Annotated in this window: 22 protein-coding genes; 15 read left to right on the forward strand and 7 right to left on the reverse strand. The window is 64.5% G+C overall.

Going from position 1 to position 26,237, the window contains the following annotated elements:
• Window positions 1-71 precede the first annotated feature (71 nt).
• On the reverse strand, window positions 72-824 hold the full coding sequence (locus ACPDIX_RS09460; protein WP_423431541.1) for a transporter: 753 nt from the start codon (window positions 822-824) through the stop codon (window positions 72-74).
• A gap of 464 nt (window positions 825-1,288) precedes the next feature.
• Here ACPDIX_RS09460 and ACPDIX_RS09465 point away from each other — a divergent pair, with 464 nt between their 5' ends.
• The 4 genes from ACPDIX_RS09465 to ACPDIX_RS09480 all read left to right on the forward strand — a co-directional run bounded on the left by ACPDIX_RS09465 (window position 1,289) and on the right by ACPDIX_RS09480 (window position 5,086).
• Complete coding sequence (locus ACPDIX_RS09465; protein WP_423431542.1) at window positions 1,289-1,591, forward strand: FeoA family protein; 303 nt, start codon at window positions 1,289-1,291, stop codon at window positions 1,589-1,591.
• A complete protein-coding gene (locus ACPDIX_RS09470; RefSeq protein ID WP_423431543.1) occupies window positions 1,584-1,832 on the forward strand; it encodes a FeoA family protein in 249 nt (82 codons plus the stop codon). Before ACPDIX_RS09465 ends, ACPDIX_RS09470 begins: the two co-directional genes overlap by 8 nt.
• Before the next feature lie 4 nt (window positions 1,833-1,836).
• On the forward strand, window positions 1,837-4,146 hold the full coding sequence (gene feoB, locus ACPDIX_RS09475; RefSeq protein ID WP_423431544.1) for a ferrous iron transport protein B: 2,310 nt from the start codon (window positions 1,837-1,839) through the stop codon (window positions 4,144-4,146).
• A 139-nt stretch (window positions 4,147-4,285) separates the two neighbouring features.
• Entirely contained in the window at window positions 4,286-5,086 is an 801-nt protein-coding gene (locus tag ACPDIX_RS09480) for a hypothetical protein (RefSeq protein WP_423431545.1), read from the forward strand.
• 258 nt (window positions 5,087-5,344) lie between these two features.
• Here the strand turns inward: ACPDIX_RS09480 and ACPDIX_RS09485 are convergent, their stop codons facing one another.
• The 6 genes from ACPDIX_RS09485 to mqnE all read right to left on the reverse strand — a co-directional run bounded on the left by ACPDIX_RS09485 (window position 5,345) and on the right by mqnE (window position 14,543).
• Entirely contained in the window at window positions 5,345-6,502 is a 1,158-nt protein-coding gene (locus ACPDIX_RS09485; protein ID WP_423431546.1) for an HD domain-containing phosphohydrolase, read from the reverse strand.
• The gene (locus ACPDIX_RS09490; RefSeq protein WP_423431547.1) at window positions 6,499-7,704 is read right to left on the reverse strand and encodes an HDOD domain-containing protein; all 1,206 of its coding nucleotides are present in this window, start codon (window positions 7,702-7,704) and stop codon (window positions 6,499-6,501) included. Before ACPDIX_RS09490 ends, ACPDIX_RS09485 begins: the two co-directional genes overlap by 4 nt.
• The gene (locus ACPDIX_RS09495; protein WP_423431548.1) at window positions 7,701-10,460 is read right to left on the reverse strand and encodes a PAS domain S-box protein; all 2,760 of its coding nucleotides are present in this window, start codon (window positions 10,458-10,460) and stop codon (window positions 7,701-7,703) included. Before ACPDIX_RS09495 ends, ACPDIX_RS09490 begins: the two co-directional genes overlap by 4 nt.
• A gap of 229 nt (window positions 10,461-10,689) precedes the next feature.
• Window positions 10,690-11,820, reverse strand: a complete 1,131-nt coding sequence (locus ACPDIX_RS09500) for a glycosyltransferase family 4 protein (RefSeq protein WP_423431549.1) — start codon at window positions 11,818-11,820, stop codon at window positions 10,690-10,692.
• 276 nt (window positions 11,821-12,096) lie between these two features.
• Entirely contained in the window at window positions 12,097-13,272 is a 1,176-nt protein-coding gene (gene mtnA, locus ACPDIX_RS09505) for an S-methyl-5-thioribose-1-phosphate isomerase (protein ID WP_423431550.1), read from the reverse strand.
• 110 nt (window positions 13,273-13,382) lie between these two features.
• The gene (mqnE, locus tag ACPDIX_RS09510) at window positions 13,383-14,543 is read right to left on the reverse strand and encodes an aminofutalosine synthase MqnE (protein WP_423431551.1); all 1,161 of its coding nucleotides are present in this window, start codon (window positions 14,541-14,543) and stop codon (window positions 13,383-13,385) included.
• A gap of 260 nt (window positions 14,544-14,803) precedes the next feature.
• On the opposite strand from mqnE, the gene ACPDIX_RS09515 reads away from it, so the two are divergent.
• The 11 genes from ACPDIX_RS09515 (at window position 14,804) to ACPDIX_RS09565 (ending at window position 26,234) form a co-directional block, all read left to right on the forward strand.
• Window positions 14,804-15,322, forward strand: a complete 519-nt coding sequence (locus ACPDIX_RS09515) for a type IV pilus modification PilV family protein (RefSeq protein ID WP_423431552.1) — start codon at window positions 14,804-14,806, stop codon at window positions 15,320-15,322.
• Window positions 15,323-15,352: 30 nt separating this feature from the next.
• A complete protein-coding gene (locus ACPDIX_RS09520) occupies window positions 15,353-15,934 on the forward strand; it encodes a PulJ/GspJ family protein (RefSeq protein WP_423431553.1) in 582 nt (193 codons plus the stop codon).
• Window positions 15,935-15,983: 49 nt separating this feature from the next.
• Complete coding sequence (locus ACPDIX_RS09525) at window positions 15,984-16,457, forward strand: hypothetical protein (RefSeq protein WP_423431554.1); 474 nt, start codon at window positions 15,984-15,986, stop codon at window positions 16,455-16,457.
• A 72-nt stretch (window positions 16,458-16,529) separates the two neighbouring features.
• Window positions 16,530-17,633 carry a hypothetical protein gene (locus tag ACPDIX_RS09530; protein WP_423431555.1) on the forward strand — a complete coding sequence of 368 codons (1,104 nt, stop codon included), beginning with the start codon at window positions 16,530-16,532 and terminating at the stop codon, window positions 17,631-17,633.
• A gap of 194 nt (window positions 17,634-17,827) precedes the next feature.
• Window positions 17,828-18,259: a hypothetical protein gene (locus tag ACPDIX_RS09535; RefSeq protein ID WP_423431556.1), complete on the forward strand. Its 432-nt coding sequence runs from the start codon at window positions 17,828-17,830 to the stop codon at window positions 18,257-18,259.
• 122 nt (window positions 18,260-18,381) lie between these two features.
• Complete coding sequence (pilM, locus tag ACPDIX_RS09540; protein WP_423431557.1) at window positions 18,382-19,452, forward strand: pilus assembly protein PilM; 1,071 nt, start codon at window positions 18,382-18,384, stop codon at window positions 19,450-19,452.
• Window positions 19,453-19,456: 4 nt separating this feature from the next.
• Window positions 19,457-20,137: a hypothetical protein gene (locus tag ACPDIX_RS09545; RefSeq protein WP_423431558.1), complete on the forward strand. Its 681-nt coding sequence runs from the start codon at window positions 19,457-19,459 to the stop codon at window positions 20,135-20,137.
• Entirely contained in the window at window positions 20,134-20,715 is a 582-nt protein-coding gene (locus tag ACPDIX_RS09550; protein WP_423431559.1) for a hypothetical protein, read from the forward strand. The genes ACPDIX_RS09545 and ACPDIX_RS09550 overlap by 4 nt, the downstream gene beginning before the upstream one ends.
• Window positions 20,716-20,728: 13 nt before the next feature.
• Complete coding sequence (locus ACPDIX_RS09555; protein ID WP_423431560.1) at window positions 20,729-21,202, forward strand: hypothetical protein; 474 nt, start codon at window positions 20,729-20,731, stop codon at window positions 21,200-21,202.
• Window positions 21,203-21,497: 295 nt separating this feature from the next.
• On the forward strand, window positions 21,498-23,162 hold the full coding sequence (locus ACPDIX_RS09560; protein ID WP_423431561.1) for a type II secretion system protein GspD: 1,665 nt from the start codon (window positions 21,498-21,500) through the stop codon (window positions 23,160-23,162).
• Between the two features lie 150 nt (window positions 23,163-23,312).
• On the forward strand, window positions 23,313-26,234 hold the full coding sequence (locus ACPDIX_RS09565) for a hypothetical protein (protein WP_423431562.1): 2,922 nt from the start codon (window positions 23,313-23,315) through the stop codon (window positions 26,232-26,234).
• Window positions 26,235-26,237: the final 3 nt, after the last annotated feature.

The raw sequence follows: 26,237 nt of genomic DNA on the forward strand, positions 1-26,237 counted from the left end.
CCGGTGTGTGTCTGCCCGGCGTCGGGTCGAAAGGGCGATCGTCCGCGGTGATGGATCAGTGGGGAAGGCTCTCAGTCGGCGCGCCAGAGGATGTGTTCGACCGAAAGGTAGAAGAACAGCCCGTAGTCGGCGGCGGCGCTGTTCAATCCCACCGGAACGGCCAGGCCGAGGACGACCTGGACGTCCCGGTGTAGATTGAGCGCGTATCGGATTCCGGGGGACAAAACCGACCACCACTCGTGCGACCGGTGAACGCCGGAGTCGAGTCCTTCCTCCCAGGTTCCCAGCCATTCGACCAGCAGGTGAAACTCACGCGTGACCGCGTAAATCGCACTGGCGGCCACGTGATAGTGCAGCAGGTCCTGCCCGCCGGCGGACGCGGCGTCGGGCAGGGCGGTCAACCCGAGATTTGCGTGCAGGAAGAAGGCGTCGCCCAGCACGGTGCTGAAGGGGAGATTGAACTGTGCGCCGAGGGTGTCCTCGCCGAGGCCGCGGTCGGGGTCACCCGTGGGCAGGATGAGGCTGGCCCGGGGGGCCAGGGCCGTCCAGCGCTCGCGGCTCAGCCAGAGCTGGTATCGGTAATTCAGCATGAGATCCCCGACACCGTCGGTCCACCGCCCCTGTTCACGGAGGAAGCTGTAGGGGAGGGTGAAGCTGAGCTGATGGGTCTGGTCGGGCACGGGCCATTCCTGGGTGAAAGCGAGGTGCCAGGCCTGAGCATCGGGCCCGGTGCGGCGGTCCACCTCGTGATGCGCCGTCAGGATGTGCTGCACGACGCCGGGCTCCTGGTTGTATGCCTCTTCGACGAAGAAGGAATTGTCCATGATCGCCACGGCGCGTGGTTCGGCTGCAGGAGCGAACGTGCCAGCCAGCAGGGTGAGCAGGGCCGTGCATGTGCGGAAAAGCGGGGGATGGGACCGGGAGGCCGGGGCTGGGACCGGGTGTGAGCGGTGCCGCGGCTGCGCGGGCCCGCCTCCGGTTGCCGAGATCGAGGGATTCAGAGCCGTTGACATGGGCTTGTTGCTCTGTATTGGCGAGCTTTTGCTGTTGTGGTCGTCCTGCATTCGGCGCCGGCGGCCGGATGCTTGCCGTGTCCCCGGCTGCCAGTTTGTGAAAGGAAGCCAGGGCCGGATTTGCGGTTGTTTCCCCGGCCGCAGTGTGGTGAGCCGGGGTGGAGGGATCAAGTCCGTGTCGCCACGTTGTGCGATCTTGTGCGGTGCACGGGCCGGGTGAGTACGAGAGTGCTGTTTCTTGCGGGGCATAACGGGCTGGACTAGTTTGCAGGGCCGTGAGTGACGCGCAGAAACCATGCGAGTTTTTGGACGGCGCCTGTGCGGAGCCGGGTGTCTGTCCGTTGAGCCGGATGGCCGAAGGTGCGGAGGTATGCATCCGGCAGTTGTTGGCCACGCCGGAGGTGCGGGCGCGATTGCGCGAGTTGGGATTGGGAGAGCAGCAGCGCATCCGGATCATCAGCCGCCAGGCCAACTTCATTTGTCAGGTCTGCAATGCCCGGCTGGGCATCAGCGAGGAGGTCGCCCAGGCGATACTGGTCGAACCGGTCCAGGACGCTTCTGACACGACTCATGGTTGAGACTCTTCCTTCCCTGGTCTCGTTGCCGCCAGGTTCCTGTGCGGTGGTGGCCGAGATTCAACTGCCGCCGGCGGAGGCGCGTCGTTTGATGGAACTGGGGCTGGTGCCGGGTACGCCGGTCGAGGTGGTACGGTATGCGCTGCTGCAGGACCCGGTGGAGATCCGGGTGCGCGGTTCCTGCCTGAGCCTGCCGCGGCAGGAGGCGGAAGCCATCCGGGTCCGGCTGTCGGATGGGACCTGAGACCATGGCGTCCGACGGTCGAACCACTCTGACACGCACCTCCGCTGTTGCCGGCTCGGTGGGCCTACGGTACGTCTTCATCACTGGCAATCCCAACTGTGGGAAGACCACGGTGTTCAACGCCCTCACCGGGCTGCGGGCCAAGGTGGGGAACTACGCCGGGGTCACGGTCGAGCGCAAGGAAGGACCGCTTTTGGGCGCGCCCAAGGGACGTCCGGTGCGGGTGTTGGACCTGCCGGGCACCTACAGCCTCACGCCGCATTCGTTGGACGAACAGATCGCGCGGGATGTGCTGCTGGGGCGGTTGCCCGAGTTGCCGCCGCCGTCGGTGATCGTGGTGGTGGTGGACGCCTCCAACCTGCAGCGCAATCTCTATTATGCCACCCAGGTGATCGAGCTGGGGCACCCCACGGTGGTGGCGTTGAACATGATGGATGTGGCGGCGTCGCTGGGGCTGAAGGTGGACGCCGAAAAACTGGCCGAGCAGCTCGGGGTGCCGGTGATCCCCGTGGTGGCCAGCACGGGGGAGGGAATTCCGCAACTGCGCGTGCGGATCCTGGCCCTGCTGGAGAAGCCCGAGCCGCCGGCGCGCCGTCGCTTTCCGGTGTTGCCTGAGGCGTTGGTGCAGGAGGCTCAGAAGCTGGCGGCCCTGTTGACATGGACCTTTCAGGAACGCCGGGTTCAAGCCGAGGCTGAGGCCCTGCTGCTGCTGAGCAACGAGCAGGTGCTGGCCTCCGGGCAAACCCACTACACCCCCGGCGTGCAACAGGCGGTGGCGGCGGCACGCAAGCGGCTGGAAGAGGCCGGCGTGGATTGGCGCAGCGTGGTGATCGAGGCCCGCTACCGTGCCGTGGCCCGGATCGAAGCCGCGGCGGTGGCCCGGCTGTGGGCTCCGCGAGAGACGTGGAGCGACCGGGTGGACCGGATCGTGACCCACCGGGTCTGGGGAACGCTGATCTTTTTGGCGCTGATGGCGCTGATGTTTCAATGCATTTTCGTGTTTGCACGAATTCCCATGGAAGCCCTGCAGGGGGCCGTGGATGCGTTGGGTGCGTGGGTGGGACGCACCCTGCCGCCGGGGGACCTGACGAGCCTGTTGACCGACGGCGTGATCGCAGGCGTGGGGGCGGTCGTGGTATTCCTGCCCCAGATTCTGTTGTTGTTTCTGTTTCTCGGTTTCCTGGAGGACACCGGTTACATGGCTCGCGCGGCCTTCCTCATGGACCGGCTGATGAGCAAGGTGGGGCTGCACGGGAAGAGTTTCATTCCATTGCTCAGCTCGTTTGCCTGCGCCATCCCCGGCATCATGGCCACGCGAACGATCGAGAACCACCGCGACCGTTTGGTGACGATCCTGATTGCGCCGCTGATGAGTTGCTCGGCGCGGTTGCCGGTCTACACCGTGTTGATCGCGGCGTGCATCCCGCGACAGAAGGTCTTCGGCGTGTTCGAACTGCAGGGGTTGACGTTGATGGGGCTCTACCTGCTGGGCATTGTGGTGGCCCTGGCGGTGGCGTGGTTGTTCAAGAAGACCCTGTTGAAAGGGGAACCTCCTTTGTTGATCCTGGAACTGCCTCCCTACCGGCGGCCGGTCCTGAAGGTCGTGCTGCATCACATGTGGGAGCGGTCGAAGGTGTTTCTGCAGCGTGCGGGCACGGTCATCCTGGCGATCAACATCTTGTTGTGGTTCCTGGCCACCTATCCTCGCGGGTCGGAGGCGGTGGCGGTCATTGAGAAGGAACGGGGACGGTTGGAACAGCTCCTGACGGCGGTGGAGGCGGGCCGGGCTGTGACGCTTCCGGACCTGCCCTCGGCCCCTGAAGCGGCTGCCGAGTATTTGCGGGGCCGGCTGGCCGAACTGGAGAACCAGGAGGCGGCCGAGCGATTGCGTTACAGTTTTGCGGGGCGGTTGGGGCACCTGATCGAGCCGATCATCGCCCCGCTGGGCTTCGACTGGAAGATCGGCATCGGCATCATCACCTCGTTCGCTGCGCGGGAGGTGTTCGTGAGCACGATGTCGGTGGTGTACAATGTGGGCGGTCAGGCCGGGGAGGAGGACGAGGTGGGCAACCTGGCGCAGGTCATGCAGGCGCAACGCCGGCCGGACGGCACGCCTTTGTACACCCCGCGGTTGGGGCTGTCGTTGATGGTCTTTTACGTGTTTGCCCTGCAATGTGCGTCCACGGTGGCGATTGTGCGTCGCGAGACCAACTCGTGGCGTTGGGCCGTGTTCCAATGGTGCTACCTGGCGGTTTTGGCCTGGGCCGGTTCGTTCCTGGTCTGGCAGGTGGGCGGTTTGTTGGGCTGGCGTTGAGCAGCGGCGGCCGGGCCGCCTGTGGGTGCGTATCGGGCCGCGACCTGCACACCAGAAATTTTTCGGACAAAAGCACTTGACGCGTCCACAGAATCACGCTAGGGGTAGGGCAGACATGCACCAAAGAGGTCGAGATCATATGAAGAGGAAAAACCTTCGAGTCCCGGTCGTAGCCCTCACAGTTTTCACAATCGGTACATCCGTCGCTTTCACGGCGCCGATTGAGACGTCCGCGGCGCGCGCGGCCCTGCGCCAGGCGCCTGCGGCCGAGTTGCCCGCGCGTGCGGCGCGGTTGTTGACCTCGGTGGCCGAGGAGGATTTGGCTGCCAGTGCGGCCAACGTGGTGGCGGCTGCGCACGCCGTTCGTCCCGCGGCCACGGTGGCCGTGGTCGGCGCGGTGGTGCGGCAGGTGCCTGCGGCTGCTCCCGCGGTGGCGGTGAAGGCCGTGACCCTGCAACACAAGCCCAAGGCGGAATGGGTGGATCAGGTGGCTGCCGCCGCGGCCGCGGCGGCCCCGAAGCAGGCCGCTGCGATCGTCGAAGCCCTCTGCAAGGCGGTACCCCAGCACTACGTGGTGGTGGCCTCGGCCGTGGCGGCCGCCGTGCCGCAGGCCAGGGATGAGATCCTGGCGGCTTTGACCCGTGCGTTGCCGGGGTTGCAGCCTTTTGTGGACCAGGCCCGGAGCCGGCTCGGCCCGGAAGCCACGGTGGCGGCCCTCCTGCAGCATGCCAACACCATGGTGACCGCGGCTGCACAAGCTGCGCGTACCAAGCCGGAGTTGGTGCTGGCCGGCGGACCCGGCACGGGCAGTGGCCCGGTGCCGCCGCCCACGTACGGACCTCCTTTCACGCCTTTGCCCCCGGGCGAGGTCACCACGATTACTCGCTCGACCACGCGGGTGGCCAAGCCGGGCGAGGGACGGGACTATTCCACGCCTTGATTTGACCTCCAAAGGTGCTTGTGGAGCCGCCGGCGGGCACAGATTCCGCCGGCGGTTTCATTTTTGTGCGGGAGAAGGTGATCGTCTGCGCGTGTCCGGGCGAGCGGGCCGCCCGGGCCACGACCTTGGCCATGGTCGAGCGCGACTGCTTTTCAAGGCGGTGGCTCGGCGGTGCAGGGGGCGGGAAATGGACCCCAAACGTGCGGGTATGATCCGGCCAAAGGTGTGGGATCGGCTTCGGTCGGAGACCCGGGTGGTTCAGCCGCGGACGTAAATGGGTTGTTTGATCGGGTTGATGGCGGCGAAATTGCGCAATCGTTGGAGAACGACGGGTGTCAGTTCGGTGCCGCTTTTGAGGACCAAAATGCCGTCCTCGGTTTCAACGTCGCTGGCCAGGATTTGGCCGACGGTCAATTCGTCCAGCGTTCGGGAGCGGATGGGCGTCTCTACAGCAGCCGCCTTTTGAAGGTACACGTCGAAACAGGCGGCTGCGCTTTGGAGGACCTGCGGATCATACCATCCGGCACGTTCCTGAAGCAGGGCGAGGGCCTGGGCACGGTTGCCGGTCTCCAGTTCCCGTTCCACCATGTCACGCAAGACCTGAAAGACCCGGGCGGGCATGGGGATGTCCTCTCCTGCGATGCGTTCGGGCGGATGGCCGGAGCCGTCGTAGTGTTTGTTTTGGTAGCGCAGGATGCTGGCCACGCTTTCGAGGCGTGGGATGTGGCCGAGGAGATTGGCACCCATTTCCGGTGCGCGTTCGACCAGCTCCTGTTCCCTGGGTTCGAGGGGTTCTTCCCGGCTGAGTTTGTCGAGGACCGATGCAGGCAGGGTCGTGTAGCCCAGAGGGAACAGCAGTGCCGCGGCTTCGAGGTCCCAGGACTGTTTGAGATGAAAGAAGGCGGCATACTCGCGCACCGCCTGGCGAAGTTGTTGGCTGATGCGAAAGGCCTTCGGGTACAGGCTGGACAGGATTTCAGTCAGCAATCGGATCGTCCCGTTGAGCGTTCGTTCCAGCAGTTCGCGTTCGGCGGTGACGAGTTGATAGTGGTGGATGGCGGCCTGAAGGGTTTGGGCCAGGAGTTCGGCCGGGCACGGTTTGTTCAGAAATCGGAAGACGTGCCCCCGGTTGACGGCGTCCACCGCCGTCTTCTGCTGGGCGTTTCCGGTGAGCATGATGCGAACGGTATCCGGGTTGCGGGCTTCCACCTGGACCAGGAGGTCGAGGCCGGTCATCTCGGGCATCTGCATGTCTGCCACGACGACGGCGTAAGGTCCGTTGCGTTCGATTTTGGCGAGGGCCTCGGCGCCGCTGGTGGCCGTATCGATGGCGAAGCGGCCACGGAGGTTGCGTTGGAACGCGGCCAGCACGTTGGGCTCGTCGTCCACCAGAAGAATTTTCAGATCCTGGTTCATGGTGCGGAGCAGGCGGTGAGTTCTTGTTGCCAAAGGGGGACCCGCTCGGCCAGGCCGAGCTTGTTGAGATACTCCATGTCGGGCCCCGGCGGGGTCGTTCCGGGCGATTCCCACTCGCCGGGCCGGAGCGTTTCAGCGACGTGAACGGCGGTCAGCGGGGTGAAGGCGACCGAACCGGCCATATCGGGATGATGATGGAAGGTGATGGCTTCGACGACCGGGTCGGGCAGGCCCCAGAGTCCCAGGAGGTACCCGGCCACTTCGGCGTGTGTGGTTCCCAGGCAGGCCTGTTCGCTCTCGGTCAGCGGGCGCTGCCCGGTGGCGGCGGCCCGTCGGATTGCCGCGTAATCTTCCCTGAGATTGACCGCCAGGATGAGCTGGCCCAGATCATGCAGAAGCCCGGCGACAGCGGCCTGCTGCAGGACCGTGTCCGGAGCATCTTCGAGCTGTGCCAGGGCCCGGGCCCGCGCTCCTGTTTCCAGAGAATGGTTCCAGAGGGCTTCCCAGGGGAACCACGGAATGGTCTCTGCCGGGTATTGATCGAAAGCGTGGACCGCCAGGACGAGTGTTTTGAGCGTGTTGATGCCGAGGTAATGGACTGCTTCCAGGATGTCATTGACGGTGTGAGGGAGGCCGAAGAAGGCGGAGTTGACCAGTTTGAGGACCTTGGCCGTCATGGCCGGGTCACGTGCGATGAGCTGAGCCACGTCGTTCAGGTCGGCTTCCGGGTCTTCCAGTTTGCGGCCGAGTTCGTGGTAGAGCCTGGGAATGCTGGGCAACTGTTCCAACCTCCCCAGCAGTTCGCGCAACCTGGGATTGTTGAGGGCCGATCCGGCCCGGGTGGCCCGCTGGATGGCGGCGCGCAACGATTCGGGGTCGCACGGCTTGGCCAGATATTGATGGGCCAGGCCGATACATTGGAAGATCATCTGTTCGTCCGCCTGTCCGGAAAGCACCAGACGAACCGTTTCCGGATGGCGATTGCGCACTTCTTGTAAAAGTTCGACGCCGTTCATGCCGGGCATGCGCATGTCGGTGACCAGCACGTCGAACGGCCGCTGTTCCATGAGTGCGAGGGCGTCCGCACCGCTCCGGGCAAAGGACATGTCCCATTCGGACCGAAGGTTGCGCAGCGAGCGCCGGAGCCCGTCGAGGACCATGGGCTCGTCATCCACGAAGAGGATGCGCACCAGCGGGTTCATGATGCCGACGATTCCTGCTTCTGGAGCGGGAGCCGGAGAATGAAGGTGGTGCCCCGGCCCACCTCGGTTTCAAAGTCCACGGTTCCGCCGTGTTTGTCCACGATGACATGACGCACGATGGCCAGACCCTGGCCGGAACCGCGTCCCACGGGCTTGGTGGTGAAGAACGGTTCGAAGATCCGGTCCCGGATCGCCTCCGGAATGCCGCAGCCCGTGTCGCTGACGCGGATTTCCACCCAGGAACCGTCCCGCCGGGTGCGGATGGTGATTTTCCCCTTGGTGTCGGGATGGGTGCCGAGGCGATCGGCGATGGCGTGGGCGGCGTTCACGATCAGGTTCAGCACGGCCTGGTTGAATTCCCCCGGGAGACACGGAACCAGCGGGAGGTGCGGATCCAGGTCCAGCTCCATTTCCGCGACATACTTCCACTCGTTTCGAGACACGGTGGCCGTGGTTTCGATGGCATGGTTGAGGTCGGTCGGGGTTTTTTCCGAGACGCCCGGGTGGGAGAACTCCTTCATGGCCCGGACGATCTTGGTGACCCGTTCGACGCCTTGGAGGGTTTGCTCGATGGCTTTGGGAACTTCCTCGATGAAATAGTCGAGGTCGGCGTTGCGGGCCTTGCAGCGGAGCAGGTCGAGCAGTTCCTCGCAGGCCTGACCGGGCTGCGGCTCGTTTTTGAGCTGCTGGAGCAGCAGCAACAACTCGTTCATCTGGTGCAACGCGTCCTGGACGAAGCGGGTGTTGTCGCCCACATACTGCATGGGGGTGTTGATTTCGTGAGCGATGCCGGCAGCCAACTGGCCGATGGCCTCGAGTTTCTGGGCCTGGCGCAGCTGGATCTCCATTCGATCCCGTTCCTCGCGGGCTTTGCGCAGCTCGGTGATGTCCTCCTTGAGTGCCACGAAGTGCGTGATGTGTCCCAGCTCGTCCCGAATGGGCGTGATGATGGCCTGTTCCCAGAAGAGTTCGCCGTTTTTCTTCCGGTTGTGGAGTTCACCGCGCCAGACGCGGCCGCCGAGGATGGTGTTCCAGAGATCCTGGTAGACAGCGGGATCCATCCTGCCCGACTTGAGGATGCGCGGATTCTGGCCACGGGCCTCCCCGGCGGTGTAACCCGTCAGTTCGGTGAACCTGGGGTTGACGTATTCGATTCGTCCCTCAGCGTCGGTGATCACCACGGCGACGGGGGCTTGCTCGATGACTTGGGAGAGCATCCGCAGGCGGGCTTCGGCGGCGAGGTGTTCGGTGATGTCGCGTCCGATTCCCACCAGTCCCACAATTTCGCCCTGCTCATCGCGCAATGGCAGTTTGGTGGTTTCCAGCCATTGCCGGCCGCCCGCGTTGTTGATGATCAGTTCCCGGCGATTGATCACGGGTTCTCCGTGCAGGATGACACGCATGTCGTCCGCGTAACAGGATGCCGCGACATTGCGGGGTAACAGGTCATAATCGGTCTTGCCGAGGACCTCGGCCTCCGTTTCCGCGCCCAGCGCCTTGAGATTAGCCCTGTTGGCGAGGGTTTTGCGCGCCATGCGATCTTTGACGTAGATGTTGTAGGGAAGGGCATCGATAAGGGTGCGGAGGAGGGTCCGTTCCTGCTGGAGCTGACGGGTGAGATTCTGCTGCTCGGTGATGTCCCGCACGATCGCCACCCAATGTGTGCCGCCGTCCAGTTCCACGGGACTGAGGCGAAGCTCGACCTCAACGCGGCGGCCATCCGCGCGTCGGACGGGGCACTGGATGCAGATTGGCCGGGCGACACCGGTGGGCAGGGCAAACAACGGCTGGCCGGTATCGGCGCGAAGGATGGTGTCCGGGCGGCGTCCGAGGACATCCACCGCTTTGCAGCCGAGGATGTCCTCCGCGGCCGGGTTGGCGTAGAGGATGGCGCCCGAGGGTTCCAGCAGGACGATGCCGTCGGAGGCGGCCGTGGCGATGGTCCGGAACCGGGCTTCGGAGTCCTGGAGGGCGTTTTCGATCCGTTTGCGTTCCCGCAGGTCGTGCCCGATGAAAGCGTAATAGGTGAGGGCCCCGGGTTCGGCGTGATGGACGAGGAACGTGACGGCCATGGGGACCGCCTGCCCATGGGCATCCCGCAGGGTCAGTTGGCCCCGCCATTGGCCATGCTCGGCCGCGGCGCTGAGGAGTTCAGCGAACACGGGCCCCGGCGTGGCAGGTCCCAGGAGGTCGGGCAGACGGCGCCGGAGCAGGTCGGCCTCCGACCAGCCCAGCAGGCGCAACCCGGCCGGGTTCACGTACGCCAGCCGGAGGGAGGGCGCCTCGGCCATGGCCATGAGGTCGTTGGAAGCGTCCAGGATGGTTCGCCACCTGTGTTCGTGTTCAGCGAAGCAGCTCTGGTGCTGCCGAGCCCTTTGGAGGCGGCTGCGTACCGCGTTCAACAACCGGGCCACGCTGAACGGCTTGGTCAGGAAATCGTCTGCCCCGATGTCCATGGCCCGACGCTGGCCCTCCAAGTGTGCCAGCGACTCGTCGCCGGTCATGAGGATGACCGGCAGGTGCTGGAGACAGGGCCGTTGACGGAGTTCCTCCAGCACGGAGAAGCCGTCCCGTCCCGGCATTTGCACGTCGCAGAGAATCAGATCCGGCCGGAGCTCCTCCGCCTTTTGCAGCCCGCTGGCGGCGTCCCCGGCTTCGATGACCTGCCACCCCTCCTGGGTCAAGGCGCGGTAGACCAACCTGCGGAGCCCTGCGTCATCGTCAATGACCAGTATGGAAGGCTTTCCGTTGACCATGTTATGACCTGTTCCGATCGGCTCCGATCGGCTTCCTGCGCCGCGCACTCCACGGGATCCAAAGCCGGGCGGGCGACCCATGGCTGGGCCGCTTGCAAACCTTCACCAAGCGCCTCTGACGCTATTATCGGCGCGAATGCGGTTGACTTGAGGGGAAAGGCGACCCTGCTCGTTGACCGCAAGGGCTGTCAAAGCGCCCGCTGGCGGTGTCGCACGGGTGATTACCGGGTCAAAGGAGATGCGCTACCTCGGCGGCGACAGCTCGGGCTGCTGCGGAATCGCCGCGTGCCTGTGCTTCCAGCCAGCGCGTGACCCGGGGCAGGACCTCACACCATTGGAACCGACGCGACCGTTCCCAAGCCCTGCGCCGACAGGCCTCGTATTCGCCGGGGTTCTGCCACACGCGACAGACCGTCTCGGCCAGGTCTTCGGGGTGTTCATGTGCGACCACCCAACCTGTGCGGCCGTCGAGTGTCGAATCCACGAGCCCGTCCACAGGGTAGACGATCGCAGGCGTGCCCATGGCATTGGCTTCGATGACGTTCAGGCCCCAGCCTTCCCGCACCGAGCTGTGCAAGAGGAAATGGGCCCGGCGCAATTCCTCGTTCTTGGCGGTTTCCGGCAGCGGCCCGGTGAAACGCACCCGGTGTGTGAGGTCCATTCGATGGGCCAGTTCCTTGAGCGGTTGTTCCATGGCGCCACCTCCGACCACGGTGAGTTCGGCTTGCAGTCCGCGTTGGAGCAGGAGCGCCAGGGCATGAAGGGCATGGTCCACCCGCTTGTTGGGGGCCAGTCGCGACACCACAATCAACCGGGCGGGTGGCGTGAGAGGCTTGGGATCGAGCCGGGGCAGGGGCGGGGTATCGCAACCGTTTGGCAGCCAGGTAACATGCCGGACACCATGTGCCTCCAGCGCCCGCCGGGTCGAAGGCGAGGGGACCCAGAAGGGAACGTGCCGGTAAAGCCAGTGGGTCCACCGTTCCTGCCAGCGGCCGATCCTCCCCAGGATCCCGGGATAAAACACGTGCCAGATGGGGCCCAGGACCTCGTGGATGTAGGCGAGGCAACGCGTGCGACACCACCACGGCGCGTACCACGGGATGCCGTGGTGTTGATCGATCACCAGATCGAACCGGGGCTGACGCCGGTACCACCGCAGAGCGGCCAGCACGGAGGTGCCTTTGCCGCCAGCGCGCATGAAACAAATGCCGTCGCGTTCGTACGCGGGAGCCGCTCCGGGGAAGGAATTGGAAAACCAGAAGACCTCGTGTCCCCGCTCCCGCAGGGCACGCATGAAGGCCAGGGACACCCGTTCCGCCCCGCCTGCCTCGGGGTTTTCCGGGTCTCGCCAGTTCAACATGAGAAACCGCATACGGTTTGTGCCCGGCCCGCAATCGTCCGCCTCGAGCACGGCTTTTCGGGGCCGGAGACGGCCAGTATGCCGAGGGGGGCAGGGCCGACCAAGAGTGATTCCTTTCCCACCGGTCATGGGGATCCTGCGGGACGGTGGGAGACGTTTGGAGCGAAACCGTGGAAAGGATGCTGCCGGAGCCCCGCTGGTCGCAGAGCAGATGTGGGGAACGAAATGCTGAGGCTGCGAAGCTGCCAGTCCCGGCAGGATGTGCCGGGGAATCCGTCATCCACTCACCGGAAAGCGCCGGGTTGCCTGGTGCGGTCCGGCCGCACTGATCATCCGGTCATACCCGAGGCGTCGTCGCTGGGACCACAGTTCGTTTGGTTTGAAAATACCGGCGGGTGTGAGCACGCCGGTCACCAGCTCCGGTGGGGTGATGTCGAAGGCCGGATTCCACACCGGGCTGGTGGGGTTGGCGACCCGGACGGTCACCGGTTCGCACACGGTGGCACGCGCGGCACGGGTCAGGGGCACGCCGCGCGCGCAGCGGACCTCTGCAGGGTCCCGTTCTTCGATGGGGATTTGCGAGGGGGACTTCAGGTCCCAATCCAGAGTGGACAGGGGGATGGCCACGTAAAACGGGATGCCGTGGCGATGGGCCAGCACGGCCAGATTGTAGGTGCCGATCTTGTTGGTCACGTGTCCGGTGCGGCCCAACACGCGGTCGCTCCCCACCAACACCAAATCCACCCGGCCCTGCTGCATCAGCAGGCCCACGGCCGTGTCAGCGATCAGGGTGTGGGCAATCCCCGCCCGGGCCAACTCCCACGCCGTCAGTGCGGCCCCTTGGGAACGCGGCCGGGTTTCTGTGCAGTAGACATGGAATCTGCGGCCGCGTTCGTGAGCCAGGTAAAGCGGTGCCGTGGCGGTACCATAATCCACACAAGCCAGGCGACCGGCATTGCAGTGGGTAAGGACCGACATCCCGGTGCGGATCAGCGGCAGGCCCTGTTCGCCGAGGGCCCTGCATTCGGCGGCACTTCGATGGGCAAACTCCTCGGCCGCGGCCAGGGCCAGCGCCTTGCGCTCCTCCACGGTGTGTCCCGCCCGGATGGCTGCCAGGACCTCCTCCATCGCCCGGGCCGGATCCACCGCGGTGGGCCGGGCGGCCAGAAGGGCGCGGTGGACCCGGCGGACGTGGGCACCGAACTTTCCCAGGTCGCGTCCACGAAAGGCGCGAATTCCCTGGGCCAACCCGTAGGCGGCGGCGGCAATGGCGGGCGCTCCCCGCACCACCATGTCGCGAATGGCGCGTGCCGTGGCGCGGTAATCCGCTGTGTGCAACCACAGCACCTGATGGGGAAGCTGCCGTTGATCCAGGAGGCGGACCCGGTTGGTTGCGGCGTCGAAGGAGACGCTTCGCTCTCCGGATCGCGGAGTGGACCGGCCGGTTTTCATGCGGTCAGGTAAGCATGGCGGAGGCGCGCGGGCCAGCGGCTTTTGTCCGGGGAATCCCTGGTGGGGAACATGCCGAAACGACCCGCTCCCATGCGGCGGGCGGAAGACGTTCAGGTCGTGGCCGTGGGCTGAACGGCCGGTGTATTTGCCCGGAAGGAGGCGGAGGAAGCCGGGTCCTCGGCCGGGGAGATGGGTTCGTAGAAGGTGTTGCGGCGGACCGGAACGCGCCCCGCGTCGCGGATGAGCCGGATGAGCTCGGCTTCCGGCAATTGCTGGGGTGTACGGGCGCCGGCCATGTGAAAGATGTGCTCCTCGACGATGGTCCCGTGCAGGTCGTCCGCCCCGTAGTGCAGCGCCAGTTGCGCCAGCTTGGGGCCGAGCCCCACCCAGTAGGCGGTGATGTGGTCGAAGTTGTCGAGGTACAACCTGCTCACGGCGATCGTCCGGAGGGTGTCGTTGGCCGTCGGGGGATGATCCACCGGCAGATCGTTGTGGTCCGGTTGGTAGGGCAGGGGGATGAAGCCCACGAAGCCATGGGTTTCATCCTGGAGATCACGCAGGCGTCGCAGATGGTCCACCCGATGCTCCAAGGATTCCACATGCCCGTACAGCATGGTGCAGGTGCTTTTTCCTCCCAGGCGGTGCCAGATCCGGTGCACCTCCAACCACTCTTCAGCGGATTCCTTTCCGCGGGCGATGGCCTGGCGCACGCCGGGATCGAAGATCTCGGCCCCACCGCCGGTGAGGCTGTCCAACCCGGCGTCCCGGAGTTCGACCAGCGTATCCTGCACGCTTTTGCGCGCCAGCCAGGCCAGGTGCAGAACCTCGATAGCCGTGAAGCACTTCAGTTGAAGCCCGGGATGGAGCGCCTTTAACGCCCGTAGCATCTCGGTGTAATAGGCGAATGGCAGACTGGGATGCAAACCGCCGACGATGTGAAGCTCGGTCACCCCAAGGGCGAGTGCTTCCCGGGCCTTTGCCACGATCTGCTCCAGGCTCAGTTCGAATCCATCCGCATCGCGCTTCTTGCGTGCGAACGAGCAGAATCGGCAGGAAAGGATGCAGTAGTTTGAATAATTAATGTACCGATTGACGATGTAGGTGGCGCGGTTGCCCACCTTGCGGGCCCGCGCCTCATCCGCCAGCCGGCCCAGTGCGTGGAGGTCCCCGTCCCGCCACAGGGCCAGGGCCTCGGCTTCAGTGAGCCGGCCGCCCGACTCGACCTTTTCCCACAGCCGTTGCCACTCCGCAGATCGTCGCGCAAACCACATGCTCCGTGGATTCTAGGCTGCCCGCGACTCGGTGGCAAACGGGGGTTCGATCGTTGCCCCCGGGCCTGCACGGCCAGCCCGGAGGTTCCCGTGCCGTACCGGCATTCCCGTGGCAAACGGGAAACGTGCCCACCTCGATGCCTCGCAAGATGCGGTTCGGTTGTCCTGATTTGGGACACGGGGCACTCCGCTTGCCCGGGAGCGGAGCAGGCCGTCCCATGATATCCGGACACGGCACACGGACTGCTTTTAGCCTGCCGATGAGACACGCCACATCACGCCGCGGCTGCGAGGTTTCTGCAGGATTCACCCTGCCGGAGGCCGTGCTGACACTGGCCGTATTGAGCCTCTGCGTCGTGGTTTGCATGACGGCCATCTCGTTCAGTCGGGTGACCTCGTACAAGGCGAAGGAAGAGGCAGTTGCGATGGGGTTCCTGGAGCATTACGCCGAGCTCGTGCGCGCCCTGCCTTTTGCCAACGTGCAACCGGGCTGGCCTTTGAACCCGCTGCTGGACGGGACCGGGGACGGTCCTGCCATCCACCTGCCTACAAGCGATCAGTGGTTCAGCGTGAACACGGAGGATTACCTTGCGTTTCACCCGGATCTGGTCTGGCTGTCGGGGCGGAACCCTCAGATGCGGGTGATCCTGACCACCACCACGGTCCTCGGCCAAGCGCACACCCGGCATCTGCGGTTGGAGATTCGTTGGGACCCGCCGCTTGGCCGGGGCCAGCCTCTGAGCCAGCGACTGGACGTCATCCGGGTTAAAGACCTGTGAGTTTGCCATGAAACTGCTGCTTTTTCCCGCATGCGCTGGGCCGGCCGGGGGTACACCCTGGTGGAGCTGATGGTGGCGGTTTCCATCGGAATCCTGCTGGCCGGGGGTGGCGTCTTCCTCCTGGTGGAAGCTGCCCGTGAAAATCTCCGCACCGTGGCCGATGCCACGGTGGAACAGGAATCCGCCCAACTCCAGGCCAGGATTCAGGGGCTGCTGCGCCAGATGAGCGGTTACGAAGGCGCGGTGTTCGTCGTGCCAGTCGGCGAGACCTTGGGTCTGGCCACGGCTTTTCAAGGGGTGATTGTGGGCCGCGGCCCGGCACCGGACTTTCCCCGAGCCGAACTTCGTTTCGACCCGCAGGCGGGACGGGTTTGGTTTCGTGAAGACCGGCTCAAGCCCCAGACCGAGACCACGCTGTTCGAGAACCGACCCGGCCGCGTCGTCCTGCGGCAGTTGGTGTTCGCTCCGAGCATCAAGTCGGACGGGAGCACCGACAGCTCCCTGATTCGAGTCTTTCTGGAAATGGACGATGACGGCTTCGGAAGAAGGGCGCCAGAGGTCAACAGTGCGCGGGTGTTCAAGTCCTTCGTGGTGAAAATGCGGAATGCTTGAGGAAAGGAGGGTGAGGCTGTCCATGAAAGGAATGAACCTGAAGCGAGCGATGCAAAAGTCCGAGGAGGGCAGTGCCTTGATGGTCGTGGTGGTTACCGGTGGGATCCTGGGACTCGTGACGGCCGGCACGCTTGCCCTCGGCTCGTTCCACCTGAACATGGCGCACGGCCGCAACGACTGGATCGCCGCCTACTACCATGCCGAGAACGCGTTGCAGTGGGCGGCGCAAATGATCGCCGATGCCTGGCCCGCCCCGGGCTCCGGCGTGTACGCCACCGCCAATGGCACCCTGCCGCTCGCGTACATGCAGCAGACCCTGCAGGAAGAGGGAAGTCGCTTCGTCGGCGCACGTGTCACGGTGGTGAAGTCCAACGTGATCGGCATGGACATTTATTGGATCACGGCTTCCGCCCGGGTTGGCGACAAAGTGCGGACCCTCGGAGCCCGGATCGTCAAGAACCCGGCCAGTCGGGTCTTCGATTACGAGTATTTTCTGAACAACTGGGGTTGGTGGTGGGGGTGAAGCATCACCGGCAACGGCGGCAACCGCGCGAATTGGGACTTTGACTTTCGCGGCCGTCCCTCGGTCAACGGCGTGATCCTTGCCAACGGATTGATCACGGAAAACGGCGTGCCGGTGGATCCATTCGGCGGGAATCCGCCCTTCGGCGGTCTGGCGGGGGCCAACCCCCTGGCCTATGCACACTGGGGCGTCCCGCGCGAGCCGATGCCCAACCTCAAGGACTTTACCTACTACACAACCAAGGCCCTCAGCGACCCGGTCAACAACGGCATCTGGGTGGGATCGCAGCGACTGGTCTACGGCGTGCACACCAACATCGTAAAACCCGGGCTCTATTTGGAGGGTACCTACGACAAGCCGATCATCATCAGTAACACCGTGGTCGTCCCGGGGGACGTGGTGATCAAGGGTTACATCTCCGGCCGGGGCACGCTGTACGTGGGTGGCAATCTCTACATCGCCGGGGACCTCCGGTATCGAAACGGGCCGAATTTCAGCACCCCGCCCGAGACCATGTCAGCCCCTCAACGCGATGCCTGGGTCGAAAACAACAAGGACAGAGACCTGGTCGCCTTTGCCGTGCGGGAATGCATTCTCGGGGGAGACGTGACCAGCTCGGAATGGCAAAGCTACTGTTACAAAGCGGCCGGCTACGGTCTGCGCAATGTTGGCAGCGAACTCAACCTGGGCGCCGACGGGATCCTCCATACCGGCGATGACGGGATTCCCTTCATCCATCCCGACGGGACCTACAGCGCGTGGTACGACGCCGACGAAGACGGCGTCATGGATGGCAACTACGACTACAACTCCCAACTCAACATGACGCCGTCGCGGGCGCCCAAAATCCAAGGTTACCCCACCAACGATTCCGGAACCCCCTTGGCGTACAATCAGGTTGCCTCCAACAACATGAACCGGCTCGACGGAATCTTTTACACCAACCACGCCGCGGCCATGCGACTGGCCAAAAACGACACTGTCTTCAACGGGGTGCTGGTGAGTCGCGACGAGGCGATCGTGTTCAATCGGACACTGCGCATCAACTACGATTCGCGCGTGCACAGCCGGTACAACCGGGACCCGAACCTGCTGGTGGACCTGGGCTTGCCGGTGGCCGGCCTGATCAGCCTTTCGGATTACACCGAGCTGCCCCCCGAAGCGGAAACGCTGTGAGCCGTCCGAAAGGGCGGAAGCCTGGCTGCAGGATGAGCATGCTTGATCCTATCCCGATGTTTCAGTGTCCGCTGAGCCCCGGGCGGGATCCGGAGGGCTGCGCGCACCTCCGGTCGAGCCGCGGCCCGTTTCAGTTGCGGAGTCCTTCCGGGGGTACAGACCACCGTCGTCCCATCCTCTTGAGGGGTCGCAGGGTGCTGATTTTGTTGATGTCCGTCCTGTTGCTCACCGGGATGGTCATACCTTTCCGGGTGGAGGCAGCTTTTGCCGCCCTGCCGGGGTTCAAGGAAGGGGATGAGGAAGAAATTGCCGACCGTCTTCGGCAGGAAGGGGAGTTGTCACTGTCCGAGAAGCTCCGTGTCGGGCGGGAACGGTACGAACAGCGGCTGGCCTTCAAGCGTGCCTTGGCGAGGGACATGCAGGCCAGACTCGAGACGTACCAAATCCAGCTCGGCCGCACCCAGGACGTACAGTCGGCCTCCAACGGGGCCGGAAAGGCATCCGCCACACAGCTGGGGAGCATGCCGGGCTGGGCGTGGTGCCTGACCGGCCTGCTTGCGGCGGCGGCCGCGGTGCTGATCCGTCGGGTCCGGCGTGCAGCCCCTGCTCCCTGCAACGGCGTTTGACTCGTTGCAGCGGCATGGCGGCATGGGCCCGTTCCTTTTCTGGCTTGGCCCGCGAGTTGCTTTCACAACGAACGGAAATCGGCGAGCACAGGTTGGCTCGGTCGTAGCTGAGGACGTTGCCCATGACGTTGAGCTGGTTCAAAGGCGGGTCGCGGAAACGGGAGCAAGTGGTGGCTGTGGATCTCGGCGGCCGGTGCACGAAGGCGGTTTGGATTCAGAATCGTCCGGAAGGGCCGGTCCTCTTGCGCTATGCCATTGCCGAGGCTCCCGTTTTCGACAAGGAACCCTCGGCCGAATTGCTGGCCGACCATCTGCGCTCGGTCGTGCAGTCATTGGAAAGCCGGTCCCCTCTGGTTTCGGTGGCGATCGGAGTTCATGACGCCATCGTTCGATATGCCGAGCTCCCGCAGATGCCGGTGCCGGACATGCGGCAGATCCTCAAGACCAGCAGCAAACTTTATTTGCAGCAGGACCTTCCCGGCTATGTGTTCGACTGCTGGCCGGTCAACGGCCGCTCCGGCGGTCCGGCGCCCGAAAAGCCCAAGGGACCGGCCGTTCCCAAGCAAAAGGTCCTGGTGGCCGGTGCCAAGAAGACCTGGGTGGACACCCTCCACACGGCGATCAAGCAGGCCGGTTGCACCGCCGGGAGCGTGCTGCCCGGTCTGGTCGCCCCCATCAACGCGCTGGAGAAAGCCGAGCCGGACCTTTTCCAACGCGAGGTCCTTGCGCTGGTGGACCTGGGCTTTCGCCATTCCAGCGTCTGTATCCTGCAGGAAGGAGAACTCGTCCTGACACGCGTGCTGGCCTTGGGTGGCGACCAGATCACACAGGGTCTGGCCGACACCATGGGCATCAGTTATGCGGAAGCCGAGGGCATCAAACTGGGCATGCCGGCCGAGGTGCGCGAGCAGCTCTTCGCCCTCATCGCCCCGTTGGGACGGGAACTGAAGGCATCTCTGGACTTTTACGAACACCAGAGCGACCGGCCGGTCACGCACATCCTCGTATCCGGCGCCGGTGCCGCCGCAGAATGGGTTTTGCAGGCCCTGCAGACCGAGCTGGTCTCAGAATGCCGTGCCTGGGACCCCACCGCGGGCCTGCAGCGTTCGCTTCCACCGCAGCAACTCGCCGAGTGGGAACAGGTGGCCCCGCAATTGTCCGTGGCCGTGGGAACCGCCCTTGCCACTCTTTGAGCCTATGCCCATCCGACTGAATCTTCTGGCCGAAGCGCAGGCGCTCGAGGAAGAACGACGCAGGGACCCGGTCAAGCGGGCCGTGTTGATTGCCGTGGCCGTGGTGGCCTGCAGCCTCCTGGGGAGTTTGATCTTCTATTCACGTGTTCTGCTCCAAAACAGTGAGTTGGCCGGTCTGCAGACGGAATGGCAGCTTCTGCGCAAGGACTATGAGCACGCACGCGAACAGGAGAAGCGACTCAACGAGGTGCGGCAACGTCTGACCGCCCTGCATCGCCTTGCCACCAACCGGTTTCTCCAGGGCAACCTGCTCCAGGCGCTGCAAAAGGCGGCGCTTCCCGATGTCCCGCTCAGCCGGCTCAAGGTGGAGCAGTTTTATGTGCTCACACCGGCCACGCCGGGCAAGACCAACGCAGCCGGCCGCATCACACAAGCGCCCAAACCACCCACGGCTACCGAACGGATCATCATCACGCTGGACGCCCGGGACGAAGGCGCCAATCCGGGTGACCTGGTGACCCGTTACAAGGAACGCATCGCCCACGAGCCATGGTTCCAGCAACTCATCGGAACCAAGGGCGAAGTGGCGCTACGAAACCTCTCGCCCCCGGTGGAGGATCCCCGGACCGGACGGGCGTTCGTGGCCTTCACGCTCGAATGCCGATTGGAGGAAAAGACACGATGAAACGCCTTCCCAAAGAAAAGCAGCGCCAGCTCGTTCTGGTGGCCCTGGGGACATTGGTGGTCCTGGCCGGTGTGTGGTTCGGGCTGGTAGGACCACAGCAGGCGGCGTTGGAGCAGGTCGGGCAGCAGATTGACGACCTGAGGCGTCAGATTGCCGATGCGCGGAAGGTGCTGAATCGGGCGCCGACGATCCAGGAGGCACTCGATCAGGCTGCCGCGGAGCTGGACCGGTGCGAGCAGCAAATGGCCGCGGGCGATTACTACGCCTATCTCATCAACGAGATCCGGCAATTCCGAAGCCAGTATCCTGTGGAGATTCCACAGTTCAGCACCATCAACGGACCTGGTCCGGTGGATTTGCTGCCGGGCTTTCCCTATCGGCAGGTCAGCATGACCATTGCGGGGTCCGCCCACTATCATGACCTGGGCCGGTTTCTCGCCGACTTCGAGAACCGGTACCCCTACTGGCAGTTGCGAAACCTGGAGATCGAACCAGCGCCTGCATCGGGCACGGAGGGCACCCATGAGCAACTTGCTTTCCGGGTAACCGTCGTTGCCCTGGTTCGATCCGGCTCATGAGGGGAGGCGAACGATGAAAAGATGGTTGGCAGTGGCGGCCATTCTGTCGGTGTCCGTTCGCGCGGGTGCCGCAACGGACCCGGAGCGGAGCACAGCCCCTTCGGCAGCGGCCGAATCTGCTTCAGCCGGGCAGGAGATCCCCCGCTCGGTTTTCGAGATTCCCAGCAGCCCGGACGACGGGCTGGACCCGTTTTTTCCCAAATCCACCCGGCTGTTCGGGCAGCGGGCGAGTCGCACCAACACCGCGCCCGCGGTCCGGGTGAGTCTGGCGCTGCGGGGTCTGGCCGGAGTGCCGGGCAACCGCCTGGCCACCCTGACGACACGGGACAATCCGCCACGAAGCCTGATTCTCGCGGAAGGTGAAACCGGGACACTGAAGACCGCGGCCGGAGAGGTGCGGATCCAATGTGTCCAAATCGAGGACGACGGTGTCCTGGTGGAAATCAACGGTGTTCGGCAGGAGTTGCGGCTTCGCGACGGCGGCTAACCCGGCGGGCCACGAGCCTGTCGCAGGACCCCGACGGTTACGGGTATGGAGGCGCATGTGATGGTGGAGAAGTCCCGGTTTGGGCCTGCATCGAGAGCATGCAGCAGTTGGCCCGTAAGCTGCTTGGTTATTGGAAAGGCCCTCTGCTGAGGACCGGAATGAACAACTGAAAGACGCGCAGCCCATGAAGGCCATGCAAAGTGGTATCAAGAAACAAAGTGACCGAGTAAGCTCCCACACGGAGACGCCGTGGGTGTGTCCGTGCGACCAAACATCCAAGCGTATAGGTGCGAGTATGGAACGATCGCGCAGCGGATGGGCGGCTGTTGCCCTGGTCGCATGGTGCGCAGCCGGCCTGGCTTGGAGGGTGTGCGGACAGGAAGCTACCACGAACGGGGCCGGTCAGGAAAACACCGTACGGGCAGAGACCATGACCGCTGCAGAACCCGGCCGGGAGCCGCAGCAGGGCACATCCTCTAACAACCAGGTGATCCCGCTGATTGTCATGGACGACCTGCCCTTGACCGATGCGATTCGGAATCTGGCGCGCCAGGCCGGGCTCAATTACCTCATGGATCCGAAGGTCAACTACGGGATGCCGGGACCGGACGGCAAGATCGTGCCGATGCCAAGTGTCTCCATTCGTTGGGAAAACGTGACGGCGCAGCAGGCGCTGGAGGCGTTGTTGAACAACTACGATCTGCAGTTGGTGCAGGACCCGAAGACGGGCATTGCACGAATCACCATGAAGGATCCGGAGGCGCCCGAGCCGCTGGTGACGAAGATCATCCAGCTCAAATATGCCAATCCATCGAACGTGGTGGCCGTCGTGCAGAGCGCCTTCACGGACAAACGCAGCAAGGCGCTGCCGGACGTGCGTACCAGCCAGATGGTCGTGGTGGCGACAGAAAAAGAACTGCCGGCGGTGGAGGAGCTGATCGAACGGCTGGATGTGGCGCCGCGGCAGGTCCTCATCGAGGCCCGACTAATGGAGATTTCACGCAGCCCGAGCACCATCAAGGGCATCGACTGGGGAGCGACCCTGGAGGCTCAGAACGTTACGTTTGGAAACGGGACGACCACGGCTGAGACCGTGACGACGGTACCGGGCGAGGCCGTGACCACCACGCTGCCTGGCGGACGCCAGATCACTTCTTCGTCCCGCTACAGCCGTAACACCACCATGGTCACGCAATCCGGCACTGGCGGCCTTTCGCTCAACACCTTCAACGGATTCAATCCGAACATTGCCTTCCTCAATGCCGACGGTGTGCGGGCCGTCCTCTCGTTTCTGAACAAGGATGCGGACACACAAGTGATTTCCACGCCCCGGGCGGTGACACTGGATAACGAGCCGGCCAAGCTGGCCGTCACCCGGGCGGTGCCGATCTTCCGTGTGCAGGCCAGCACGCAGAACACCACAGGGGGTTCCGAGGTGAACTACACCAACCTGGGCACGATCCTGACGGTGACACCGCGGATCACCGCCAACGATCAAATCTTCCTCAAGGTGGTACCGGAGGTTTCCAGCATCTTCCGGACGGTGCAGAAGCGTGTCGTGGACACCATCAACGAGGCCGACGAGTACGACATTCGACGTATCGAGACCCAGGTGCTGATCCCCAATGCCCACACGCTCGTGATGGGCGGACTCATGAGTGACTCCACCAAAAACATCTACAGCAAGGTGCCGGTGCTGGGTGACCTGCCGCTGATCGGCCTGGCGTTCCGTCACGAAAACAAGGCGATGGACAAGAAAAATCTGCTGATCTTCATCACACCGACGATCCTGAAGGACTCCGATTTCAGGCCCGCCCAGACCGATTTCCTCCACACGCATCCCACGGGCATTACCCACGGGATCGATCCGGACAGCGTGTGGGAGGGTGCCAAGCCGGCGGATTGGAGCCATTTCGGGCCGCGGCCGCCCGCGGTCTACAGCGATGATCCTCTTCGGTAAACGCCAGGAGGGGAGGATTTGGTTATGGCTACCTCGATACGTGAACCCGGATGGTCTGGATTTGGTGCCCGAATCCGCTTTCCTGCCTGCCTGGTGCGGGTGATGGCCGCGCTGGCGGCGGGGTGGTGGTGCTCTGCATGGGGGCAGGGCATGGTGGAGACACTCGGCGGAGGCCCCTCGCAAGGCAATCCCCTTGCCTACGGATGGCGCGACGGCGACACAGCCCGGGAGGCCCAGTTTCACACTCCCATGGGGTTGGCGGTGGACCGTACGGGCCGGTTTTTGTACGTGGCCGACCGTGACAACGGCGCCGTGCGCCGACTCGATTTGCAGGCGGGGCTGACCCAGACGCTTTTGCAGGGTCTGCGGGAGCCGATCGGGGTTGCGGTGGACGGTCGGGATCGACTGGTCGTGCTGGAAAGGGGCGGGGGCGTGGAGGGGGCGGTTCGTCGTTACGACCGATTCGGCAACCTGCTCACCAACCTGGCCTCGCATCTGCCCGAGGCGGCGGCACTGGCAATCGGCTCGGATGACGAGGTGCTCGTGGTGTGTGACCGGACGCTGGTGTTGCGGCTGAGCGACCGTGTGTCCAATGTGGTCGGCCGGGTCACGGCTCCGGGCGCCGAACTGAACGGCGTTGTGGCGCTGACCAACGGCTGGCTCGTATTGAGTGACCGTGGGTTGCACGGGCTCTGGCTGATGGATCCTTCCGGGACCCAGACCCTTCCGTGGACCGGATTTCATGGTCCCGGGGACCAGGCCGGCGGCCCCGCCCACGCGCGTTTCCGGGAACCTGCGTTTCTGGCGCGAGCCGGCCAGGGGGTGGTGATCGTGGCCGATCGCGGCAACCACCGGGTCAAGCAGGTCCTTCCCGACGGCACCGTGATCCCGTTGTACGGTGTGACCCAGTCGGACTGGCTGCCTGGCTGGCCATGGCCGGGTTGGTACGACGGTGAACCATGCGACCATCCCTTTGGCTCCTGTGCCGAAGCGCGCGAGCCCGTGGGCGTGGCGGTGGGCCCGGACGGCACGCTCTATGCATCGGAGGTTTATTATCACCTTATCCGCCGTGTGACCGGAGTGGGTTTGCTCCCTGCCGAACCCATGTCGAGGTCCGATGAGCTGGCCGAAGTGGTGCAACGACCGCAAGTGGAGCCGCTCTCCGGTTACTATCCGATGGGATACCGAATCCGGGTTACGTCGGTTCAAGGCGAGGTGTTTTACACGGTCGACGGATCCGATCCAACCACCAACAGCTTCCGAGTTCCCTTGGTGAACGGCGAGGGCTGGATTGACTGGACCTACACGGATCGCGATCTGAGCGGGCTTCGAGTGCGGGCCTTTGTGGGCAAGCGCGCCAGCGCCGTGGTGGCGGGTCAACCGGCTGGGGCCAATGAAATCGGTGTACCCGCCTGGCAGGGCCGGGTTGAAGCCGGCATCGGAAGCAGGGTGGTGATTCCCGTGGTGGCCAACCTACGGGCCGGGGACCGGGTCCGTTCCTTCCAGTATCGGTTGGAGGTGGTTCCGGTGGGCGACGCGCCCGGCCTGAGTCAGCCGTTGGAGATCCTTTCGATTGGCAGCAATGATTTTGTTCGCGTTGTGACGGCTGCCCAGGGCGGGGCCGTGGCGACCTACCAGGCCTGGTCCTACTCGATTCCGACGGGCGGAGCCTCCGGCCAGGGCCTGGCGGTGGCGGCGCTCGGCACCAACGCGAATGTCTCCTTCGAGAACTTTGCCGTCGTGGGCATGGTGGCGGTGGGGATTCCTCCCACCACGCGGGAGGGCGACCAGTACGAGATACGGATTGTGGCCCCGAGCGCCACGTCGGACGGCGGTCAGAGCGGCCTTCCACTCCAGGCCATGTCGCCGGTGGTGCTGTGGATCACCAACCGTTCCTATCTGGTGGGCGACACCGCGCCGGGGCGCTGGTACAACGCCGGTGGATTCGGCGATGGCGTTCTGGACAACGCGGACGTGAACCATGTGTTTTACGCTTCGCTGGGGATTGGGGTGCCGTATCCCTTCACGGACGCCTATGATGCCATGGACGTTTTTCCCGTGGACCGTCCCGGTGTGGCCGGGGGAGACGGTCTGATCCGTTATCTGGACTGGCAGATCGTCTTGCGCCGTGCCCTGGGCTTGGATCCTCAACGTTGGTGGCGGCATTGGACTCCGCAGGGCGTGAGAAGCGCCTCGGGAACGGCCCAGATTGGTGCAGCCGGCGAGATCACGGGAGCCTCGGTCAACCCGGCAGGCTGGGTCCGACATGCCCGGGTGGGGCTCGACAGTGTGGGTATGACCGCGCCGGGCGAGCAGGTGAACGTCCCCCTGTGGGTACGAACCTACCGGGGCACTCGTCTGGCGGGCTTGCAGTGCCGCGTGGAGGTGCGGGCCGAGACGGCAGGCGCCCCACCGGTGGAAGGTGTCACATGGCAGGCCGCACCCGGACGGAGCGCGCCGGACGCGGTGGTGGCAGGAGGAACCCACCTGGCCTGCGGGTGGTCCCTGGGTCGGTTGGCCCTGGCCGAAGGTACGAGCAATCTGTTGGGCCATGTGCGGGTACGGCTCCCGGTGGGGGCGCCGCCGGGAGCACGGTATCGGCTGGTGGTTTGGAACGCCGACGGAGCGGCCGATCTGCAAACGCCGTACAACTTGGAGAGCCGGGGAGCGGAGATCCGGGTGGGCGCACCCGCCGAACAGGGGGGCATCGTTTCGGACGACTGGCGGCGTTGGTTTTTCGGGTCGGACCAGGATCCCCGGGGATGGGATGAGTCGGATCCCGATGACGACGGGATGCCCAATTGGCAGGAGTTCCTGGCCGGGACACACCCGTTGGATCACGGCTCGCGCTTCGAAGTTCGGATCCGTCCGGAATCGCGGGTCAGCCGGACGCTGCGCATGGAGTGGTCCTCGGTGCCGGGCCGGCTTTACGAGGTGTGGAGTACGAGCGATCCGGGCGGGGGATCGTGGCAGTTGGAAGCCGAGTTGACGGGCACGGGAGCGGAACTTTCCTGGGAGACCCTGGCGGATCGGCCCGGCCCGAGATTTTACCGCGTCAACATCCAGTTCTGAGCC

This window comes from Limisphaera sp. 4302-co (assembly GCF_049537155.1).
GTDB lineage: Bacteria > Verrucomicrobiota > Verrucomicrobiia > Limisphaerales > Limisphaeraceae > Limisphaera.

Coding starts and splice junctions, on each gene's coding strand:
- ACPDIX_RS09460 (WP_423431541.1), bottom strand. CDS start 824: ATGGACAATTCCTTCTTCGTCGAAGAGGCATACAACCAGGAGCCCGGC.
- ACPDIX_RS09470 (WP_423431543.1), top strand. CDS start 1,584: ATGGTTGAGACTCTTCCTTCCCTGGTCTCGTTGCCGCCAGGTTCCTGT.
- feoB (WP_423431544.1), top strand. CDS start 1,837: ATGGCGTCCGACGGTCGAACCACTCTGACACGCACCTCCGCTGTTGCC.
- ACPDIX_RS09480 (WP_423431545.1), top strand. CDS start 4,286: ATGAAGAGGAAAAACCTTCGAGTCCCGGTCGTAGCCCTCACAGTTTTC.
- ACPDIX_RS09485 (WP_423431546.1), bottom strand. CDS start 6,502: ATGAACCAGGATCTGAAAATTCTTCTGGTGGACGACGAGCCCAACGTG.
- ACPDIX_RS09490 (WP_423431547.1), bottom strand. CDS start 7,704: ATGAACCCGCTGGTGCGCATCCTCTTCGTGGATGACGAGCCCATGGTC.
- ACPDIX_RS09495 (WP_423431548.1), bottom strand. CDS start 10,460: ATGGTCAACGGAAAGCCTTCCATACTGGTCATTGACGATGACGCAGGG.
- ACPDIX_RS09500 (WP_423431549.1), bottom strand. CDS start 11,820: ATGTTGAACTGGCGAGACCCGGAAAACCCCGAGGCAGGCGGGGCGGAA.
- mtnA (WP_423431550.1), bottom strand. CDS start 13,272: ATGAAAACCGGCCGGTCCACTCCGCGATCCGGAGAGCGAAGCGTCTCC.
- mqnE (WP_423431551.1), bottom strand. CDS start 14,543: ATGTGGTTTGCGCGACGATCTGCGGAGTGGCAACGGCTGTGGGAAAAG.
- ACPDIX_RS09515 (WP_423431552.1), top strand. CDS start 14,804: ATGAGACACGCCACATCACGCCGCGGCTGCGAGGTTTCTGCAGGATTC.
- ACPDIX_RS09520 (WP_423431553.1), top strand. CDS start 15,353: ATGCGCTGGGCCGGCCGGGGGTACACCCTGGTGGAGCTGATGGTGGCG.
- ACPDIX_RS09525 (WP_423431554.1), top strand. CDS start 15,984: ATGCAAAAGTCCGAGGAGGGCAGTGCCTTGATGGTCGTGGTGGTTACC.
- pilM (WP_423431557.1), top strand. CDS start 18,382: ATGACGTTGAGCTGGTTCAAAGGCGGGTCGCGGAAACGGGAGCAAGTG.
- ACPDIX_RS09545 (WP_423431558.1), top strand. CDS start 19,457: ATGCCCATCCGACTGAATCTTCTGGCCGAAGCGCAGGCGCTCGAGGAA.
- ACPDIX_RS09550 (WP_423431559.1), top strand. CDS start 20,134: ATGAAACGCCTTCCCAAAGAAAAGCAGCGCCAGCTCGTTCTGGTGGCC.
- ACPDIX_RS09555 (WP_423431560.1), top strand. CDS start 20,729: ATGAAAAGATGGTTGGCAGTGGCGGCCATTCTGTCGGTGTCCGTTCGC.
- ACPDIX_RS09560 (WP_423431561.1), top strand. CDS start 21,498: ATGGAACGATCGCGCAGCGGATGGGCGGCTGTTGCCCTGGTCGCATGG.
- ACPDIX_RS09565 (WP_423431562.1), top strand. CDS start 23,313: ATGGTGGAGACACTCGGCGGAGGCCCCTCGCAAGGCAATCCCCTTGCC.